This is a genomic window from Paraburkholderia caballeronis (assembly GCF_900104845.1).
Classification (GTDB): domain Bacteria; phylum Pseudomonadota; class Gammaproteobacteria; order Burkholderiales; family Burkholderiaceae; genus Paraburkholderia; species Paraburkholderia caballeronis.
In genome coordinates this window covers 1,166,718-1,185,856 of record NZ_FNSR01000001.1, presented here as the reverse complement: position 1 = coordinate 1,185,856, position 19,139 = coordinate 1,166,718, and the positions used below count along the sequence as shown (strand labels likewise).

Annotated in this window: 15 protein-coding genes; 7 read left to right on the top strand and 8 right to left on the bottom strand. The window is 67.1% G+C overall.

What is annotated here, in order from left to right:
- Position 1: 1 nt before the first annotated feature.
- Together aceK and BLV92_RS05255 are read right to left on the bottom strand one after the other, a co-directional pair.
- Positions 2–1,828: a bifunctional isocitrate dehydrogenase kinase/phosphatase gene (aceK, locus tag BLV92_RS05260; protein WP_090542897.1), complete on the bottom strand. Its 1,827-nt coding sequence runs from the start codon at positions 1,826–1,828 to the stop codon at positions 2–4.
- 192 nt (positions 1,829–2,020) lie between these two features.
- Positions 2,021–2,416, bottom strand: coding sequence for a MerR family transcriptional regulator (locus BLV92_RS05255; RefSeq protein ID WP_090542895.1), 396 nt, complete (start codon positions 2,414–2,416; stop codon positions 2,021–2,023).
- 177 nt (positions 2,417–2,593) lie between these two features.
- Here BLV92_RS05255 and BLV92_RS05250 point away from each other — a divergent pair, with 177 nt between their 5' ends.
- The gene (locus BLV92_RS05250; protein ID WP_090546842.1) at positions 2,594–3,664 is read left to right on the top strand and encodes an MBL fold metallo-hydrolase; all 1,071 of its coding nucleotides are present in this window, start codon (positions 2,594–2,596) and stop codon (positions 3,662–3,664) included.
- Between the two features lie 114 nt (positions 3,665–3,778).
- Here BLV92_RS05250 and lolA read toward each other — a convergent pair whose 3' ends face one another.
- On the bottom strand, positions 3,779–4,504 hold the full coding sequence (gene lolA / locus BLV92_RS05245; RefSeq protein ID WP_090542893.1) for an outer membrane lipoprotein chaperone LolA: 726 nt from the start codon (positions 4,502–4,504) through the stop codon (positions 3,779–3,781).
- 42 nt (positions 4,505–4,546) lie between these two features.
- Positions 4,547–6,868, bottom strand: a complete 2,322-nt coding sequence (locus BLV92_RS05240) for a DNA translocase FtsK (RefSeq protein ID WP_090542891.1) — start codon at positions 6,866–6,868, stop codon at positions 4,547–4,549.
- Positions 6,869–7,260: 392 nt separating this feature from the next.
- Between BLV92_RS05240 and trxB the strand changes: the two genes are divergently transcribed.
- The 3 genes from trxB to BLV92_RS05225 all read left to right on the top strand — a co-directional run bounded on the left by trxB (position 7,261) and on the right by BLV92_RS05225 (position 9,882).
- Positions 7,261–8,256, top strand: coding sequence for a thioredoxin-disulfide reductase (gene trxB / locus BLV92_RS05235; RefSeq protein WP_090542889.1), 996 nt, complete (start codon positions 7,261–7,263; stop codon positions 8,254–8,256).
- Positions 8,257–8,465: 209 nt separating this feature from the next.
- The gene (locus BLV92_RS05230) at positions 8,466–9,245 is read left to right on the top strand and encodes a Smr/MutS family protein (protein WP_090542887.1); all 780 of its coding nucleotides are present in this window, start codon (positions 8,466–8,468) and stop codon (positions 9,243–9,245) included.
- Positions 9,246–9,258: 13 nt separating this feature from the next.
- Positions 9,259–9,882: a trimeric intracellular cation channel family protein gene (locus tag BLV92_RS05225; RefSeq protein ID WP_243842708.1), complete on the top strand. Its 624-nt coding sequence runs from the start codon at positions 9,259–9,261 to the stop codon at positions 9,880–9,882.
- 94 nt (positions 9,883–9,976) lie between these two features.
- On the opposite strand, the gene BLV92_RS05220 is transcribed toward BLV92_RS05225, so the two are convergent.
- From BLV92_RS05220 to BLV92_RS05205, 4 genes are all read right to left on the bottom strand, one after another.
- The gene (locus BLV92_RS05220; RefSeq protein WP_090542884.1) at positions 9,977–11,095 is read right to left on the bottom strand and encodes an ABC transporter ATP-binding protein; all 1,119 of its coding nucleotides are present in this window, start codon (positions 11,093–11,095) and stop codon (positions 9,977–9,979) included.
- A 37-nt stretch (positions 11,096–11,132) separates the two neighbouring features.
- Positions 11,133–11,990, bottom strand: coding sequence for a carbohydrate ABC transporter permease (locus BLV92_RS05215; RefSeq protein ID WP_090542881.1), 858 nt, complete (start codon positions 11,988–11,990; stop codon positions 11,133–11,135).
- The gene (locus BLV92_RS05210) at positions 11,980–12,924 is read right to left on the bottom strand and encodes a carbohydrate ABC transporter permease (RefSeq protein WP_090546838.1); all 945 of its coding nucleotides are present in this window, start codon (positions 12,922–12,924) and stop codon (positions 11,980–11,982) included. The genes BLV92_RS05215 and BLV92_RS05210 overlap by 11 nt, the downstream gene beginning before the upstream one ends.
- A 137-nt stretch (positions 12,925–13,061) precedes the next feature.
- Positions 13,062–14,309 (bottom strand): ABC transporter substrate-binding protein, encoded by a 1,248-nt coding sequence (locus BLV92_RS05205; RefSeq protein ID WP_090542879.1) that lies wholly within the window; start codon positions 14,307–14,309, stop codon positions 13,062–13,064.
- A 528-nt stretch (positions 14,310–14,837) separates the two neighbouring features.
- Between BLV92_RS05205 and zwf the strand changes: the two genes are divergently transcribed.
- The 3 genes from zwf to BLV92_RS05190 all read left to right on the top strand — a co-directional run bounded on the left by zwf (position 14,838) and on the right by BLV92_RS05190 (position 19,008).
- A complete protein-coding gene (gene zwf, locus BLV92_RS05200) occupies positions 14,838–16,298 on the top strand; it encodes a glucose-6-phosphate dehydrogenase (protein ID WP_090542877.1) in 1,461 nt (486 codons plus the stop codon).
- An 87-nt stretch (positions 16,299–16,385) separates the two neighbouring features.
- Positions 16,386–17,114 carry a 6-phosphogluconolactonase gene (pgl, locus tag BLV92_RS05195; protein WP_090542875.1) on the top strand — a complete coding sequence of 243 codons (729 nt, stop codon included), beginning with the start codon at positions 16,386–16,388 and terminating at the stop codon, positions 17,112–17,114.
- Positions 17,092–19,008 (top strand): bifunctional transcriptional regulator/glucokinase, encoded by a 1,917-nt coding sequence (locus BLV92_RS05190; RefSeq protein ID WP_090542873.1) that lies wholly within the window; start codon positions 17,092–17,094, stop codon positions 19,006–19,008. Before pgl ends, BLV92_RS05190 begins: the two co-directional genes overlap by 23 nt.
- Positions 19,009–19,139: the final 131 nt, after the last annotated feature.

Below are 19,139 nucleotides of genomic sequence, written 5' to 3'. Positions count from 1 at the left end.
CTCACGCCGCGCGCACCGACTGACCATCGGAAAGCGCAGCCGCGCCGGGCGGCGCGGGCGCGAAACGCTCCGGATAACGGATGCAGAAGCGGCCCGACGGATCGTACGGAAAGAAGTCCGGCACCTCGCCGCGCAGCAGCATGTCCTTGTTCCGCTGCCATAACTCGGGCTCGAAGAAGTCCGGATGATGCCTGAGAAAACTGCGCTGCACGCGCGGGTCGCCGAGCAGGAACGTGCGATAGGTTTCCGGGAAGATGTCGTGCGGCCCGACCCTGTACCACGGCTCGCCGGACATCTCGTCCTCCTCGTTGCGCGGCGCCGGCACGCGGCGCACGTTGCAGTCGGTCAGGTACTCGATCTCGTCGTAGTCGTAGAACACGACGCGCCCCTGGCGCGTGACGCCGAAGTTCTTGTACAGCATGTCGCCCGGGAAGATGTTCGCGCGCATCAGGTCCTTGATCGCCTCGCCGTACTCGCGGATGCCGTGCTCGACGTCCTCGTCGCTGCCGTTCTGCAGATACAGGTTCAGCGGCACCATCCGCCGCTCGATGTACAGATGGCGGATCACGAGGTTGTCGCCGTCGTATTCGATCATCGACGGCGCATGGGTTTCGAGTTCGCGGATCAGCGCGTCGTCGAGCCGCGACAGCGGCAGCGCGACGCTCGAATATTCGAGCGTGTCGGCCATCCGGCCAAGCCGGTCGTGGCGCTTCACCAGTTGATACTTCTGCTGCACCTGCTCGCGCGTGGTTTCCTTCGGCGGCGGGAAGCTGTCCTTGATGAGCTTGAACACGTATGGGAACGACGGCAGCGTGAACACGATCATCACGAGCCCGCGAATGCCGGGCGCGACCATGAACGGGTCGCTCGAATGCGACAGGTGATGCAGCAGGTCGCGATAGAACAGGTTCTTGCCCTGCTTCTGCAACCCGACCGACGTGTAGATCTCGCCCTTCGGCTTGGCGGGCATCAGCGTGCGCAGGAATTCGACGTACGCGGACGGCACTTCCATGTCGACGAGAAAGTACGAATGCGAGAAGCCGAAGATCACGAGCAGCTGGTCGCGCTTGAGCAGCACGGTGTCGAGCGCGAGCAGACCCGGCGACACGTGGCGGATCGGCACCGCGAACGGCAGCATCAGGTCGCCGTTGATGACGCGGCCGATGATGTACGCGGCCTTGTTGCGGAAGAACAGCGACGACAGCACGTGAATCTGGAAATTCGGCTTCGCGTCGAATTCGCCGAACAGGTCGGTCATCGCCTGCATCACGCAGCCGACGTCGCGCTTCAGGTCCTCGAACGGCGGTTCGAGCTGGAAGTTCGTGACGATGCGTTCGAGCGTCGCCGCGAGGCCGTCCTTACCCGGGTAATACGCGCGATAGGTCGGCTTCGCGGCCGGCTCGTCGTTCTCGATGTATTCGGTCGAGATCGCGGGCCGCACGAAGATGAAGTCGTTGCTGAAATACGACCGGTGCAGGATCTTGCAGCACACCGAGTTGAAGAACGTCTCCGCGCATTCGGGCTGGCGGTGCGTGGTCAACAGGCCGATGTAGTGCAGCTTGATCTGCTGCCACACCTCGTCGTCGATGTTCTCCGCGTCGTATTCGTCTTCGAGCGCCATCACGCATTCGTCGACGCGGTCGTCGTACGACGTGATCCGCTCGCGCGCGAGCCGCTGCAGGCCCTGCCAGTCGCCGGCCTCGAACAGCCCCTTCGCGCGCACCGCCGCGTCGCTGAAGTTGCGGTAATGGCGATTGAAGCCTTCCAGCATCGTCTGCGCGACATCGAAGCCAATCTGCGACGACAGCAGTTTCGGAAAATGATTCATGGCGATCGTGCGTACCCGCCGGCTCAAGAACGCGTCATTGTATCGTCCGGCATCTGCGGCCCTGCCGGTCCGTGGCCGCCCGCGCGTCGCGGTTCCTGGCGCGTGCGCAAGGAACCGCGACGTCCGGCGGCGTTCGTCGGTATCGCCCGGGGCCGACGCCGAAAAAGCGCGCCGCCCCCGCGAAACGCGCCGCTACTTCGGCGGCTGCGCGCCTCCATCGAGCATCGCGCGCACCTGCGCCTCGTACTGCGCGAGGTCTTCCAGCGTCGCGTCGAGATCCTCGCGCTGCCGCTCCAGCACCTCGCGATGCCGGACCACGGTCGCGAGAAACGCATGCAGTTGCGGCAGCGTATCGGTCGGCGACTCGTACAGGTCGAGCAGATCGCGAATCTCCGACAGCGTGAAACCGAGCCGCTTGCCGCGCAGCGTCAGCTTCAGCCGCGTGCGGTCGCGGCCCGAGAACACGCGCTTCAGGCCGCCCGCGCCCTCGCGGCTCGGCGCGAGCAGGCCCTGGTCTTCATAGAAGCGGATCGCGCGCGGCGTCACGTCGAATTCACGCGCGAGTTCTGTAATCGTGTATTGGGTCATGTTGGCAGGAAAGCGGCCCGCCCGTGGCGACGCAGCAGACTGCGGCGAGGGGCGATAGAATCGACGTTTACGTTATCGTCAACTCGCCGGCCGCGCAACCGCGCCGCGCGGCGACCGCGACGAACCGCATGCGCGGGCCGCCGCGCATCACGAACAACAATGGAGAAGACCCCCGCAATGAACGCCCTCGAACACCAGCTCGACTATCCATTCGCCGACACGCTGCCCGAACCCGGCCAGCCGTTCGAAGTCGCGCCCGGCCTGTACTGGCTGCGCATGCCGCTGCCGTTCGCGCTCGATCACATCAACCTGTGGCTGCTGCGCGACGAGATCGACGGAGAGGCCGGCTGGACCATCGTCGACAGCGGCATCGCGTCGGACACGATCAAGGGGCACTGGGAACACGTGTTCGACACCGCGCTCGGCGGCCTGCCGGTGCTGCGCGTGATCGTCACGCACTGCCATCCGGATCACCTCGGGCTCGCGCACTGGCTGTGCGAGGGCGGCGACAAAAAACGCTGGAATGTGCGGCTGTGGATGACGCTCGGCGAATACCTGAACGGCCGCGTGCTGGCGGCCGGCGACGGCTCGAATGCGGGCGGCGCCGGCGCGGCGCGCCACTTCGCGCGGCACGGGCTGACCGACGAGGCGTCGCTCGCGAAGCTGCGCGAGCGGCGCGGCTACTACTCGAATCTCGTGCCGGCGATTCCCACCCAGTACCGGCGGCTGCGCGAGGCGGACACCGTCACGATCGGCGCGCGCCGCTGGCGCGTCGTCACCGGCTTCGGCCATTCGCCCGAGCACTGCGCGCTGTATTCGGAGGCGGACGACGTGCTGATCTCCGGCGACATGGTGCTGCCGCGCATCTCGACGAACGTGTCGGTGTTCGACATCGAGCCGGAAGGCAATCCGCTCGCGCTGTATCTGGAATCGCTCGGCCGCTACGAGACGATGCCGGAGCGGACGCTGGCGCTGCCGTCGCACGGCAAGCCGTTTCGCGGCGTGAGCACGCGGATCGCGCAACTGCGCGCGCATCACGACGCGCGGCTCGCGGAAGTGCTCGACGCGTGCGCGAGCGCGCCGCGCTGCGCATCGGACATCGTGCCGATCATGTTCAAGCGCCAGCTGGACATCCACCAGATGACGTTCGCGATGGGCGAGGCGCTCGCGCACCTGCATCTGCTGTGGCTCGATGGGAAGCTGAAGCGCGCGACCGGCGACGACGGGGTGATCCGCTTCGCCGTGTGACGCGGTGAGGGGCATCGCGCGATGCCCGCAGGAAAGGCAGGGGAAACAGGCCGGCGGAATCGCCGGCCTTGCGCGTCGCCGCCGCAAACGGCGGCGCGACGCGCGAACGCGGCGTCAGCCGTCGATCAGGTCCGCGCCCTTCGGCACGGCGAACCTGAACTGCGACGCCGGCAGCGGCGGGTTCTTCTGGATGTCCGAGAACGTCAGCAGCGTCACGTTGCCGAACACGTCGTGCAGTTCCATCGCTTCGAGATTGCCGTCGCGAAAGCCGATGCCGACGCGCTGGAACTGCGTGTCCTTCGACTTCGGCGTCAGTTCGAGCCAGTCGATGCCGTCCTTCACGCCCGCGTCGCGCAGCGTGAAGTTCTTCTCCAGATCGTTGCTGCCGAACAGGATCGCGGCCGGGCTCGCGCCGAGCGCGCCGCCGAGCTTGCGCCGCGTGACCTGGTTCAGGTCCTTGTCGTACACGTACAGCGTTTCGCCGTCCGCCTGAAGCAGTTGCTGGTAGGGCTTCTCGTACGACCAGATGAACTTGCCCGGCCGCGCGAACACGAACGTGCCGCTCGACGTGGTCGCGGTGCGCGTTGCCGTCGCGATCGCGTCGCTTGCGTCCTTCGCATTCGGCTGCGCCTTCAGTTCGCGCTGCACGAACGTGCCGCGCGCCGCATGCACCTGCGCGACGAACTGCTTCAACTGCTCGGTGCCGCTCGCGAACGCGTGCGACGCGACGAGCACCGACGCGCCGAGCGCGACGCCCGCCGCGCGGCGCACGAGCGCGCGCCACGAGGACGAACCGGTGGAACGGGCTGAGCGGGCCTGCGGCCCGACGATCTGCTGCATCTGTGATTTCTCCGTCAACGAAGGCCGGCGCGCGGCCGCGGGTCATTCCGCTTCGCGCGTCGGCACAAGGATTTCGCGGTTGCCGTTCGACGACATCGTCGACACGAGACCCGACTGCTCCATCTGTTCGAGCAGCCGCGCCGCGCGGTTGTAGCCGATCCGCAGATGACGCTGCACCAGCGAGATCGACGCGCGGCGATTCTTGATGACCACTTCGACCGCCTGGTCGTAAAGCGGATCGGACTCGTCGCCGGTGCCGCTGGTTCCCGCGCCGGCCGAGCCTTCGTCGCCGTCGCCCGCCGTGCCGCCTTCGAGCAGGCCCTCGATGTAGTTCGGCTCGCCCTGCTCCTTGAGCTTCTCGACGACGCGATGCACCTCGTCGTCGCCGACGAACGCGCCGTGCACGCGCACCGGCAGCCCGCTGCCCGGCGGCAGGTACAGCATGTCGCCCATCCCGAGCAGCGACTCCGCGCCCATCTGGTCGAGAATCGTGCGCGAGTCGATCTTCGACGACACCTGGAACGCCATCCGCGTCGGCACGTTCGCCTTGATGAGGCCGGTGATGACGTCCACCGACGGACGCTGCGTCGCGAGGATCAGGTGGATGCCGGCCGCGCGCGCCTTCTGCGCGATCCGCGCGATCAGTTCCTCGACCTTCTTGCCGACCACCATCATCAGGTCGGCCAGTTCGTCGATCACGACAACGATGTGCGGCAGCTTCGCGAGCGGCTCCGGATCGTCCGGCGTCAGGCTGAACGGATTCGGAATCTTCTCCTCGCGCTTGCCCGCGTCGTCGATCTTGTTGTTGTAACCCGCGAGGTTGCGCACGCCGAGCTTGCTCATCAGCTTGTAGCGGCGCTCCATCTCCGCGACGGTCCAGTTCAGCGCGTTGCCCGCCTGGCGCATGTCGGTGACGACCGGACACAGCAGATGCGGAATCCCTTCGTAGACGCTCATTTCGAGCATCTTCGGGTCGATCAGGATCATCCGCACCTGCTCGGCGCTCGCCTTGTACAGCAGCGACAGGATCATCGCGTTGATCCCGACCGACTTGCCCGAACCGGTCGTGCCGGCGACCAGCAGGTGCGGCATCTTCGCGAGATCGGCGACGACCGGCTTGCCGCCGATGTCCTTGCCGAGGCCCATCGTCAGCGCGGACGATGCGTCCGCGTAGACGGCCGAACCGAGAATCTCGGACAGGCGCACGGTCTGCCGGCGCTGGTTCGGCAGTTCGAGCGCCATGTAGTTCTTGCCCGGGATCGTCTCGACCACGCGGATCGACACGAGCGACAGCGAGCGCGCGAGGTCCTTCGCGAGACCCACGATCTGGCTGCCCTTCACGCCGGTCGCGGGCTCGATCTCGTAGCGCGTGACGACCGGCCCCGGATACGCGGCGATCACCGCGACGTCGACGCCGAAGTCCTTCAGCTTCTTCTCGATCAGGCGCGACGTGAATTCGAGCGCGTCGGCGGAAATCGTCTCCTGCGCCGCGGGCGCCGGATCGAGCAGCGCGATCGGCGGCAGCGTCGAGTCGCCCGGCAGGTCGGTGAAGAGCGGCACCTGGCGCTCCTTCTCGACGCGCTCCGAGCGCTGCGGCGTCAGCACCGGCGGCACGATCGTCACCGGCTCGTGTTCCTCGATCTTCACGCGGCCACGCTCGACCTTGCCCTCGCGCGTGACCGCGGCGGCCTCGCCGAGCTTGCGGTCGCGGCCCGCCTCGCGGCGCAGCTTCGCGAACGTGACGGCCGAAATGATGCCTTCGCCGACCCGCTCCGCAACCGACAGCCACGAAAAGCGGAAATACAGCGACAGCCCGATCGCGAGCGCGAGCAGGAGCGCGAGCGTGCCGCCGGTAAAACCGAGCGCATGCGACACGCCGCGCGCGACCGCCTCGCCGATCACGCCGCCCGGCGCGCGCGGCAATTGCACCTTCAGCGACCACATCCGCAGCGCCTCGATCCCGTTGCTCGCGAGCAGCACCAGCACGAACGCGAACGCCTCCGCGATCCAGCCGTGGTCGCGCGGCGCATCTTCACCGGCGTCGTCGAGCGTGTCCTGGTTCGTGATGCGCCGGTAGTTCGCGGAGATCCGCCGCGCGAGCAGCACGACCCACCAGTACGCGGACAGGCCGAACAGCAGCAGCAGGATGTCCGACGTCCACGCGCCGACGCGGCCCGCCCAGTTCGAGATGTGATCGACCTGCGCGGCGTGCGTCCAGCTCGGATCGCGCCGGCTGTAGCTGATGAGCGCCATCACGAGGAACACGCACAGCGCGACCTGCAGAATCCAGCGGATTTCGGTAAAGAGACGCGACATGCGGTGAGGCAGAGCCTGCGCGTGCGCGGAATAGGGAGCTTTGGCCATTGAATCCTGGTGGTGCAGAAGGCCCGGCGCGCGCGCCGGAGCCGCCTTCGTCCGATCCGGCCTATTGTAAACGGGTTGATTGCACCCCGGCTGTAAATGACGGTAACGGGCAACAGCGGGGCAACAGCGCGCGAGCCTGCCGCATGGGCGCGCCCCTGGCCGACGCGCAGACGCGCCGGCTACATGGCGGCCGATCCCACGCCCGGCGGGTCTCGCGGGCCGGCCGGCTCCGACGCTATCGTCCCGATCAGGAACCTTGATGAGGCGGCCGACGCGGGCGGCCTTTATAATGCCCGGCTGATGCCCAACCTTGTGCATGAGCCCGCCGCCCCGGTCAACCGTCGCGCGGCAGATCGTCGGCCATGCGCCGCGCCTTTCCACGGATTCCGACCATGTCTGCCACCAAACACGCCAAAGTCCTGATTCTCGGTTCCGGCCCCGCCGGCTACACCGCCGCCGTCTATGCGGCGCGCGCGAACCTGTCGCCGCTCCTGATCACCGGCCTCGCGCAAGGCGGCCAGCTGATGACGACGACCGACGTCGAAAACTGGCCCGCCGATCCGTCCGGCGTGCAGGGTCCGGAACTGATGCAGCGTTTCCAGCAGCACGCGGAACGCTTCAACACCGAGATCGTGTTCGACCACATCCACACCGCGAAGCTGACCGAAAAGCCGATCCGCCTGATCGGCGACGCGGGCGAATACACGTGCGACTCGCTGATCATCGCGACCGGCGCGTCGGCGCAATACCTCGGCCTGCCGAGCGAGGAACTGTTCATGGGCCGCGGCGTGTCCGCGTGCGCGACCTGCGACGGCTTCTTCTATCGCCAGCAGCACGTCGCGGTGATCGGCGGCGGCAACACCGCGGTCGAAGAGGCGCTGTACCTCGCCGGCATCGCGAAGAAGGTGACCGTGATCCACCGCCGCGACAAGTTCCGCGCGGAGCCGATCCTGATCGACCGCCTGCTGGAGAAGGAAAAGGAGGGCGTCGTCGAGATCAAGTGGAACCACGTGCTCGACGAGGTGAAGGGCGACGACTCCGGCGTGAACGGCCTGCGCGTGAAGAACGTGAACACCGGCGAGTCGACCGACATCGCGCTGCAAGGCATCTTCGTCGCGATCGGCCACAAGCCGAACACTGACATCTTCGAAGGCCAGCTGGAGATGAAGAACGGCTACATCATCACGAACGGCGGCCTGAGCGGCAACGCGACCGGCACCAGCGTGCCGGGCGTGTTCGCGGCCGGCGACGTGCAGGATCACGTGTATCGCCAGGCGATCACGAGCGCGGGCACCGGCTGCATGGCCGCGCTCGACGCGCAACGCTACCTGGAGAGCGTGCACGAGATCACCGAACCGCACGTGATGAGCGCGGAAGCGGGCCGCTGATCGTCGATCACATTGCGGGACCGGCCGGCCGCGCGGACTGTCGCAGGCCTGGCTAGAATAGCGTCCTGAAGCCAGTCGGCGCGCCCGAAGAAGGGCCGTGGCCTGTGAGCCGCGGCCCTTTTCTTTTGCCCCCGCGCCGACCCGCGATCCGGCATGCTCACGCGCTGCCGGCGTCGCGATGTCCGTCCGATTTCTCGAACGTCTCTGTCATGCCGAAGAACGTGCCCCATCCCGGCGAGCCGAAGCGCGCCTCCACCGCCCAGCGTGCGACGCCGCGCAACGACGCCCCGCAGCCGGCCGAACCCGACGCTGCGGGCAAGCCGGTCAACGGCTTCTCCGGGCTCGGCGGACTGCGCGCCGCGCTGAAGACGCAGGCGCAGCAGCGCGAGCGCGAACGGGCCGAAGCCGCCGCCGCGCGCGTCGAGTCCGCCGCGGACAGCGAACTCTTCCGCCGCGAGATCGGCGCGGTCGCGCCGCTGACCGCGCCGCCGCGCGCGCCGAAGCGGCGCGCGCCGCCAGTGCCGCTCCCCTTGCAGACGCAGCTCGACGAACAGGCCGTGCTGCACGAAGCGATCTCCGACGACTTCGATCCCGAAACGCTGCTCGACACCGACGACTCGCTGTACTACCACCGTCCCGGCGTCAGCAGCGAGGTCGTGCGCAAGCTGCGGCGCGGCACGTGGATCGTGCAGGCGCAACTCGACCTGCACGGCCTGCGCCGCGACGAGGCGCGCGAGGCGCTGCAGGCGTTCATCCGCGAGGCGGGCAAGCGCGGGCTGCGCTGCGTGCGCGTGATCCACGGCAAGGGGCTCGGCTCGGTCGGCAAGGAGCCGGTGCTGAAGGGCAAGGTCCGCGCGTGGCTCGTGCAGAAGGAAGAAGTGATCGCATTCTGCCAGGCGCGGCCGCACGACGGCGGCGCGGGCGCGGTGCTCGTGCTGCTGCAGCCGCAGTCGCCGGGCGCGCATCGCGGTCCGGCGCCGTTGCGCTGACGGAGCCCGCGTGATCGAACATCCCGGCCTGATGCTCGCGCTGTCGATCGCCGAGCGCCTCGCGATCTTCGCGTATGCGATTTCCGGCTTCATCGAGGCGCGCCGGCGGCGGCTCGATCCGGTCGGCACGTTCCTCGTCGCGATGGCGACCGCGTTCGGCGGCGGCACCGTGCGCGACGTGCTGCTCGAACGCCGGCCGTTCTACTGGGTCGAGCACCAGAACTACGCGCTCGCGATCTTCGTGCTGTCGTTCTTCGCGCCGGTCGTGCTGAAGTGGACGTCGCGCGTGCTGTCCGACCGCGCGCTGCTGGTCGCGGACGCGATCGGCCTCGGGCTCTTCAGCATCTCCGGCACGTCGCTCGCGATGTCGGCCCAGATGCCGTGGTTCACGTCGGTCATCATGGGCGTCGCCACCGGCGTGTTCGGCGGCATCCTGCGCGACGTGCTGTGCAACGAGGTGCCGCTGATCCTGCGCGACTCGCGGCCCTATGCGACCTGCGCGTTCGCGGGCTGCGGCCTTTATCTGCTGCTCGCGCAGACGCCGCTCGACGCGGTGTACAACGTGCTGCTGTCCACGACCTTCATCCTGCTTGCGCGGCTGCTCACCTATCGGTTCGACGTGCGGCTGCCGCATTGACCGGCCTGCCCGCGCGTGCGGCCGCACACACGAAAAAGCCTCGTGCACGCACGAGGCTTTTTAACGTCGGCACGCAGACAACCCCGCCGCCCGCTTACGCGATCCGCTCTTCCGTCTGCGGATCGAACAGCACCGCCTTCGACACGTCGAACAGCAGGTCCATGTCCGTCTGCGGCAACGGGTTCGCGCCCGGGTGGACGCGGCTCACGATCCGCTTGCCGTTCACCTGCGCGAACACCAGCGTGTCCGGGCCGGTCGGCTCGATCACGTCCACCCGGACGCGGTGCGTCTGCAACTCGCCGCCGTGGCCGTCGTGCGAACTGCGCGCGTCGGTGATGCGCTCCGGGCGCAGCCCGAGCACCACCTCGCGGCCGACGTGGCCGCGCACCTTGTTCGCGTCGAACGGCAGGTTCAGCACGCCGCGCGCGACGCCGGTATCGAGTTCCATGCCGACGCCCGCGCCCTGCTCGACCAGCTTGCCGTTGATGAAGTTCATCGGCGGCGCGCCGATGAAGCCCGCGACGAACAGGTTCGACGGCGAATCGTAGATTTCCTGCGGCGCGCCGAACTGCTGGACGATGCCGTCCTTCATCACCGCGATCCGGTCGCCGAGCGTCATCGCCTCGATCTGGTCGTGCGTCACGTAGACGATCGTCGTGCCGACGCGCTGATGCAGCAGCTTGATTTCGGAACGCATCTCGATGCGCAGCTTCGCGTCGAGGTTCGACAGCGGCTCGTCGAACAGGAACATCACCGGGTCGCGCGCGAGCGCGCGGCCCATCGCGACGCGCTGGCGCTGGCCGCCGGACAGTTGTCCCGGCTTGCGGTCGAGCAGATGCTGGATCTGCAGCATGTTCGACACGCGCTCGACGATCTGCGCCTGCTCGGCCTTCGGCACCTTGCGGATGTTGAGGCCGAACGAGATGTTCTCGCGCACCGTCATCGACGGATACAGCGCGTACGACTGGAACACCATCGCGATGTCGCGATCCTTCGGCGACAGGTTGTTCACCACCTTGCCGTCGATCGAGATCTCGCCGCTCGTCACCGTTTCGAGGCCCGCGATCATGTTGAGCAGCGTGGACTTGCCGCAGCCCGAACCGCCGACGAGGATGAGGAACTGGCCGTCCTCGATGTCGATGTTGACGCCCTTCAGGACCGGCACCCCGTTCGGGTAGGTCTTGGTCACGTCGCGAATGGAAAGGCTTGCCATGCCGTGAATCTCCTTCAGTCCTGCCTTGTTTGAATGGTCAACCCTTCACCGCGCCCGCCGTGAGGCCGCGCACGAAGTAGCGGCCGGCGATCACATAGACGAGCAGCGTGGGCAGCGCGGCGATGATCGCGCCGGCCATGTCGACGTTGTATTCCTTCACGCCCGTGGACGTGTTCACCAGATTGTTCAGCGCCACCGTGATCGGCATCGAATCGACGCCCGAGAACACGATCCCGAACAGGAAGTCATTCCAGATCTGCGTGAACTGCCAGATCAGGCACACCATGAAGATCGGCAGCGACAGCGGCATCATGATCCGCGTGAAGATCATGAAGAAACCCGCGCCGTCGATGCGCGCGGCCTTCACCAGCTCGGCCGGCACGCTCACGTAGAAGTTGCGGAAGAACATCGTCGTGAACGCGATCCCGTACACGACGTGCACGAGCACGAGGCCGGGAATCGTGTTCGACAGGCCGAAGTAGCCTTGCAGCCGCGCCATCGGCAGCAGGATCGCCTGGAACGGAATGAAGCAGCCGACCAGCAGCATCGTGAAGAACGCATCCGCGCCGCGAAAGCGCCAGTGCGTGAGCACGTAGCCGTTGAACGCGCCGATGATCGACGACAGCAGCACCGCCGGGATCACCATCTTCACCGAGTTCATGAAGAACGGCTTCATGCCGTCGCAGCGCACGCCGGTGCACGCCTCGCTCCACGCCTTGACCCACGGGGCGAAACTCGGGTTCGACGGCGGCGTCAGCATGTTGCCGGTGTGCAGCTGGTCGAGGCCCTTGAACGACGTCGACAGCATCACGTACAGCGGAAACAGGAAATAAAGCGCGAACAGGATCAGCGCCGCGTAGACGACCGCGCGGCTTATCGTCATCTTAGGCTGCATTGCGCGTGCTCCTCGACTCCATGTACATCAGCGGCACGAGCACGGCCACGACGGTTGCGAGCATCATCATCGACGACGCCGCGCCGACCCCCAGTTGCCCACGGTTGAACGAAAACGTGTACATGAAGATCGCCGGCAGCGACGACGACGTGCCCGGCCCGCCCGCGGTCAGCGCGACCACGAGGTCGAACGTCTTGATCGTGATGTGGCAGAGGATCAGCAGCACCGAGAAGAATACCGGCCGCATGCTCGGAATCACGATCTTGCGGTAGATGGTCGGCAGCGTCGCGCCGTCCACCTGCGCGGCCTTGAAGATTTCGCCGTCGACGCCGCGCAGCCCCGCGAGGAAGAGGGCCATCACGAACCCGGTGGACTGCCACACGGCCGCGATCACGATGCAGAAGATCGCGCGGTCCGGGTCGTCGAGCCAGTCGAACGCGAAACTCGTCCAGCCCCAGTCGCGCAGCACCTGCTGCACGCCGAGGTCCGGATTCAGGATCCACTGCCACGCGGTGCCGGTCACGATGTACGACAGCGCCATCGGGTACAGGAACACGGCGCGCAGCGCGCCTTCGTTGCGGATCTGCTGGTCGAGCAGGATCGCGAGGAACAGCCCGAGCGCGACGCAGATCACGATGAACGGAATGCCGAACCAGCCGAGGTTCGCGGCCGACGTCCACCAGACGTCGTTCGCGAACAGCTCGCGATAACGCTCGAAGCCGGCGAAGTCGTAGCGCGGCAGCAGTCGCGAGTTGGTCAACGACAGCCAGCCGGTAATCGCGATGAAACCGTAGACGAAAACGAGGCTGATCAGGATGCTGGGGGAAAGCACCAGCTTCGGGATCCAGCGGTCTGCAAGCGCCGCCATCGGCGACGTGCGGCGGCGGGGCGCGGACGTCGATGCGTTGCCCTTTCCGCTAAGAGAAGCAGTCACTGCGCAACTCCTGGAACTGTGCGCGCCGGCGGCCGCTTCGCTGCGCGTTGCGCGGCCGCCGTTGCGCGGGGTCCGGCTCTCGTCGAGCCGCGATGCACGGCGGGCCTTCATGCGAAGGCCCGCCGCTTACTTCATGATTACTTCGTCTTCGCAGCCCGTGCGAGCGCTTCGACCGCGCTCTTCGAATCCTGCGTCGAGTTCATGAACTTCGTCACGACGTCGGTGATCGCGCCGGCGGTCGCGTCACGCTGCGCCATCCCGTGCGCGAGCGACGGCACATAACCGCCCGCCTTGATCGCGACCTGCTCGTCCGCGTACGCGCGCTTGCCGCAGTCGTCGAAGCGGTCCATCGGCACGCCGAGACGCACCGGGATCGAGCCCTTGTACAGGCTGAACTGCTCCTGGAACGCCGGCGTCATGATGGTCTTCGCGAGCGCGAGCTGGCCCGGCGTCGCCGCCTTCTGGTCCTTCTGCTGGAAGAACACGAACGAGTCGACGTTGAACGTGAACGCCTTCTCGGTCGCCGGCACCGGCGCGCAGATGTAGTCCTTGCCCGGCTGCTTGCCCGCGTTCGCGAACTCGCCCTTCGCCCAGTCGCCCATGAACTGCATGGCGGCCTTGCCGTTGATGACCATCGCGGTCGCGAGGTTCCAGTCGCGGCCGGTGCGGCCGTTGTCCATGTACGACTCGATCTTGCGGACCGTGTCGAACACGCCGACCATCTGCTGCGACGTCAGCGTCTTCTGGTCGAGATCGACGATCGCCTTCTTGTAGAAGTCGGCGCCTTGCGACAGCACCACGTCTTCCCACAGCGTCAGGTCCTGCCACGGCTGGCCGCCCGCGGCGACCGGCTGGATGCCGGCGGCCTTCAGCTTGTCGGCAACCGTGAAGAATTCGGCCCACGTGGTCGGCGGCTTCGCGCCGACCTTGTCGAGCGCGGCCTTGTTGATCCACACCCAGTTCACGCGGTGCACGGAGAACGGCGCGGCAACGTAGTGGCCGTCGGCCTGGATGATCTTGTCGATCTGCGGGGGCAGGTTCGCCTTCCAGTCGCCGGTGACCGAATCGATCGGCACCAGCACGCCCTGCTCGGCCCATTCCTGGATCAGCGGCCCCTTGATCTGCGCGGCGCTCGGCGCGTTGCCCGAGATCACCTGGGTCTTCAGCGCGGTCATCGCCGCGGCGCCGGCGCCGCCGGCGACCGCGAAGTCCTTCCAGACGTAGCCCTGCTTCTGCATGTCGTCCTTCAGGACGCCGACCGCCTTCGACTCGCCGCCCGAAGTCCACCAGTGCAGCACCGACAACGACTCGGCTGCCTGCGCCGACGCTGCGCCACACATCAGACCCGCGGCGCACAGTGCGCCCATGATCGCACGGAATTTCATTGCTTATCTCCTCCAGACACCTGAACAAATAACGAATGCCCCTGATGTCGCCAGGGTGCGGTGGTTGGTCAAACAGGCAAAACACTGGACGGTCGGCGCCGGACTGGCCTCGCGCGTCGCGCGCATGGGCCGCGTGCCGGTATCCGGCCGCTGGACGCTCAAGAGATGAGTGGTTCGGAATGCAACTGACTGTCTCCTCTTTTGATTTTCACCGGCCGCCGCTGCGCCATGCGCAACCGCGACAGGTCGAGGTGCCGCGCGCCATGCGGCTCACGCCCCCGAGCCGGCTGCCCGGCTCCTGCATGAACAGACCCGTTGTCCGTTAACATGCGAGGACGTCCCGCCCACCCGGGAGAGCCGCGCGAGAAGGCCCGTACCGCTTGCCCGCCACGCTTTTTTCGTCGAATGAACGTTACCTCTTGATTTGGATTGTAGTTAAACTACAATTCAGTGTCAAAAATATTTTTATCGCACTACGGCCGTTGCGCGCAGCAGTGGGCGGCCGTCCAAGGACTGTGACGGAGACACATGCAAACCGATTTGAGTTTCACGTTCGTTCTGTTCGGCGCAACCGGCGACCTGTCGATGCGCAAGATCCTGCCGGCTCTTTATGAAGCGCATCGCTCGGGGATGCTTGCCCCGTCGGGCAAGATCGTCGGCGTCGCGCGCCACGAGGAAACCCGCGACGACTATCTGAACTGGGTCGAAGAACATGTGAAGCCGCACGTCGCGAAGAACGGCCTCGACGAAAGCGCATGGGCCAGCTTCCTCGAACGCATCGTGTACGTGAAGCTCGACCTGTCGCGCGCGGAGGACTTCACGAAACTGCGCGACGCCGTCGAACCGCTGCCCGGCATCCGCGTGTTCTATCTCGCGACCGGCCCGTCGCTCTTCGTGCCGATCTGCCGCGCGCTCGCGGGCGTCGGCCTGAACGGCAACGCGCGCATCGTCCTCGAAAAGCCGCTCGGCTACGACCTGAAGTCGTCGAATGCGATCAACGACGCGGTCGGCGAGATCTTCGCGGAAGGCCAGATCTACCGGATCGACCACTATCTCGGCAAGGAGCCGGTGCAGAACCTGCTCGCGCTGCGCTTCGGCAACGCGCTGTTCGAGCCGCTGTGGCGCCGCGAATGGGTCGAGAGCATCCAGATCACGATCGCGGAGGAACTCGGCGTCGAAGGCCGCGGCGACTTCTACGACAACACCGGCGCGCTGCGCGACATGGTCCAGAACCACCTGTTGCAACTGCTGTCGATCGTCGCGATGGAGCCGCCGCATTCGATGGATTCGGACTCGGTGCGCGACGAAAAGCTGCGCGTGCTGCGCGCGCTGAAGCCGATCAATCCGCTCGACATCCCGAAGGTCGCGGTGCGCGGCCAGTATCATGCGGGAGTGATCCGCGGCCAGCCGGTGCCCGCGTATGCGACCGAGAAAGGCGTGAAGCCGGACAGCCGCACCGAGACATTCGCCGCGCTGAAGGTCGAGATCGAGAACTGGCGCTGGGCCGGCGTGCCGTTTTTCCTGCGCACCGGCAAGCGTCTCGCGGACCGCGTCGCGGAGATCGTCGTGAACTTCCGTCCGGTGCCGCATTCGGCGCTCGGCGCAACCGCGCTGCGGGCCGGCTCGAACCGCCTCGTGATCCGGCTGCAGCCGAACGAGACGATCCGTCTGTACTGTCTCGCGAAGCAGCCGGGCGAAGGGATGAACCTCGCGAGCGTGCACCTCGACCTCGCGTTCGACCAGTTCTTCCGCGAAGGCCAGATGGAAGCGTATCAACGCCTGCTGCTCGACGTCATCAACGGACGGCTCGCGCTTTTCGTGCGGCGCGACGAGCAGGAAGCGGCATGGAAGTGGGTCGAGCCGATCCTGAACGAATGGGCGAGTTCGCCGCGTCCGCCGAAGCCGTATGCGGCGGGCACGTGGGGACCGGCCGCGTCGAGCGCGATGCTCGCGCAGCACGGCACCTGCTGGCTCGAAGAAGAGAACTGACTTGCAAGGCGGCCCGTGCGCCACGCGCATGCGCCGGATCCCGATGGAATACACCGCAGACCAACAAGAAAGCAGGATGGAGGAGAAGTGATCGAGCTTCACGCTTTCGACGACCCGCGCGTCCAGATCGACGCGCTGGCGAGAGCCGTGGGCGACGCGCTACAGGCGTCGCTCGCCGCTCAGGCGCCCCCCGACGTGGCCGCACCGGCCGCCGCGTCCGGCCTGCCCGCACGCCGTGCAACCCTCGCCGTGTCCGGCGGCACGAGCCCGCGCCCGTTTCTCGCGGCGCTGTCCACCCACCGCCTCGACTGGCCGCACATCGACGTCACGCTCGTCGACGACCGCTGGGTGCCGGACACCGACTCCGCGAGCAACGCGCGCCTCGCACATGAAACGCTGCTGCAGAACGAGGCCGCGCACGCGCGCTTCCTGCCGCTCGTCGATACGTCGCGAACGCTGGACGAGCAGATCGCCGCGCTGAACGCGGACCCGCGCCGGCTGCTGCCGGACGTCGCGGTGCTCGGCATGGGCGAGGACGGCCACACCGCGTCGATCTTCGCGGACGCGCCCGAATGGCAGGAAGCGATCACGACCCCGCGCCCGTTCGTCGCCGTGCATCCGGCGAGCGCGCCGCATGCGCGCGTGAGCTGGTCGCTCGCCGCGCTGCGCCAGGTCGGGCGCCTGTTCCTGCTGATCGCGGGCGACCGCAAGCTCGCGGTGCTGCAACAGGCCGCAGCCGCGCCACAAAAAAACGCCATCTCGAAGCTGGCCAACGATAAGGGAGTGAAACTCGATGTCTACTGGTGTGCAAACTAGAACCGCCCCGACCGCGGGCCAGCACGCCGACGGACCGAGGCTGCTCGCCGACATCGGCGGCACCAACGCGCGCTTCGCGCTCGAAACCGCGCCGGGCGAGATCGGCCAGGTGCGCGTGTATCCGTGCGCGGACTATCCGGGCGTCGCCGACGTCATCGCGCAATACCTGAAAGACACGAAGGTCAGCCGCGTGAACCACGCGGCGATCGCGATCGCGAACCCGGTCGACGGCGACCAGGTGCGCATGACCAACCACGACTGGACTTTTTCGATCGAAGCGACGCGCCGCGCGCTCGGCTTCGACACGCTGCTCGTCGTGAACGACTTCACCGCGCTCGCGATGGCGCTGCCGGGCCTGACCGACACGCAGCGGCAACAGGTCGGCGGCGGCCAGCGCCGGCAGAACAGCGTGATCGGATTGCTCGGGCCGGGCACCGGCCTCGGCGTGTCCGGCCTGATTCCGGCCGACGACCGCTGGATCGCCCTCGGCAGCGAAGGCGGTCACGCGAGTTTCTCGCCGCAGGACGAGCGCGAAGACCTGGTGCTGCAATTCGCGCGCAAGAAATGGCCGCACGTGTCGTTCGAGCGCGTGTGCGCAGGGCCGGGCATCGAACTGATCTACCGCGCGCTCGCCGCGCGCGACAAGAAGCGCCTGCCCGCGAACCTCGACACCGCCGACGTCGTGACGCGCGCGCAGGGAGGCGAGCCGCTCGCGGCCGAGGCGGTCGAATGCTTCTGCGGGATTCTCGGCTCGTTCGCCGGCAACATCGCGGTGACCCTCGGCGCGCTCGGCGGCATCTACATCGGCGGCGGCGTCGTGCCGCGCCTCGGCGAACTGTTCACGCGCTCGTCGTTCCGCGCGCGCTTCGAGGCGAAGGGCCGCTTCGACGCGTATCTCGCGAACGTGCCGACCTACGTGATCACCGCCGAATATCCGGCGTTCCTCGGCGTGTCCGCGATCCTCGCGGAGCAGTTGTCGAACCGCGCGGGCGGCGGCTCGTCGGCGGTGTTCGAGCGCATCCGCCAGATGCGCGACGCGCTGACGCCGGCCGAACGCCGCGTCGCGGACCTCGCGCTGAATCACCCGCGCTCGATCATCAACGACCCGATCGTCGACATCGCGCGCAAGGCCGACGTGAGCCAGCCGACGGTGATCCGCTTCTGCCGCTCGCTCGGCTGCCAGGGGCTGTCCGACTTCAAGCTGAAACTCGCGACCGGCCTGACCGGCACGATCCCGGTGAGCCACAGCCAGGTGCACCTCGGCGACACCGCAACCGACTTCGGCGCGAAGGTGCTCGACAACACCGTGTCCGCGATTCTTCAACTGCGCGAGCACCTGAACTTCGAGCACGTCGAACAGGCGATCACGCTGCTGAACAGCGCGCGCCGCATCGAGTTCTACGGGCTCGGCAACTCGCACATCGTCGCGCAGGACGCGCACTACAAGTTCTTCCGCTTCGGCATTCCGACGATCGCGTACGGCGACCTGTACATGCAGGCCGCGTCGGCCGCGCTGCTCGGCCGGGGCGACGTGATCGTCGCGGTGTCGAAGTCGGGCCGCGCGCCCGAACTGCTGCGCGTGCTCGAAGTCGCGATGCAGGCCGGCGCGAAGGTGATCGCGATCACGTCGAGCAACACGCCGCTCGCGAAGCGCGCGACCGTCGCGCTCGAAACCGACCACATCGAGATGCGCGAGTCGCAACTGTCGATGATCTCGCGGATCCTGCATCTGCTGATGATCGACATTCTCGCGGTCGGCGTCGCGATCCGCCGCGCGTCGCCGGACGCCGACGTCAGCGACGCGGTTGCGCGCGCGAAGGAGAACGCCGACGACGATGCGACCGCGGTGCTCGACTGGCTGAGTCACGGCGCGTCGTCGACGACGCGCGACTGAGCGTCGTCGACGGGAGGCCGCGCGGTGCGACGCGCGGCCGACGCTTCAACCCGTATCGACTGTCGACCAACCCCGCGTTTTTCGGAACGTGGGGTTTGTTTTTTTGAAGCGCGGCCAGGCTGAACCGCGCA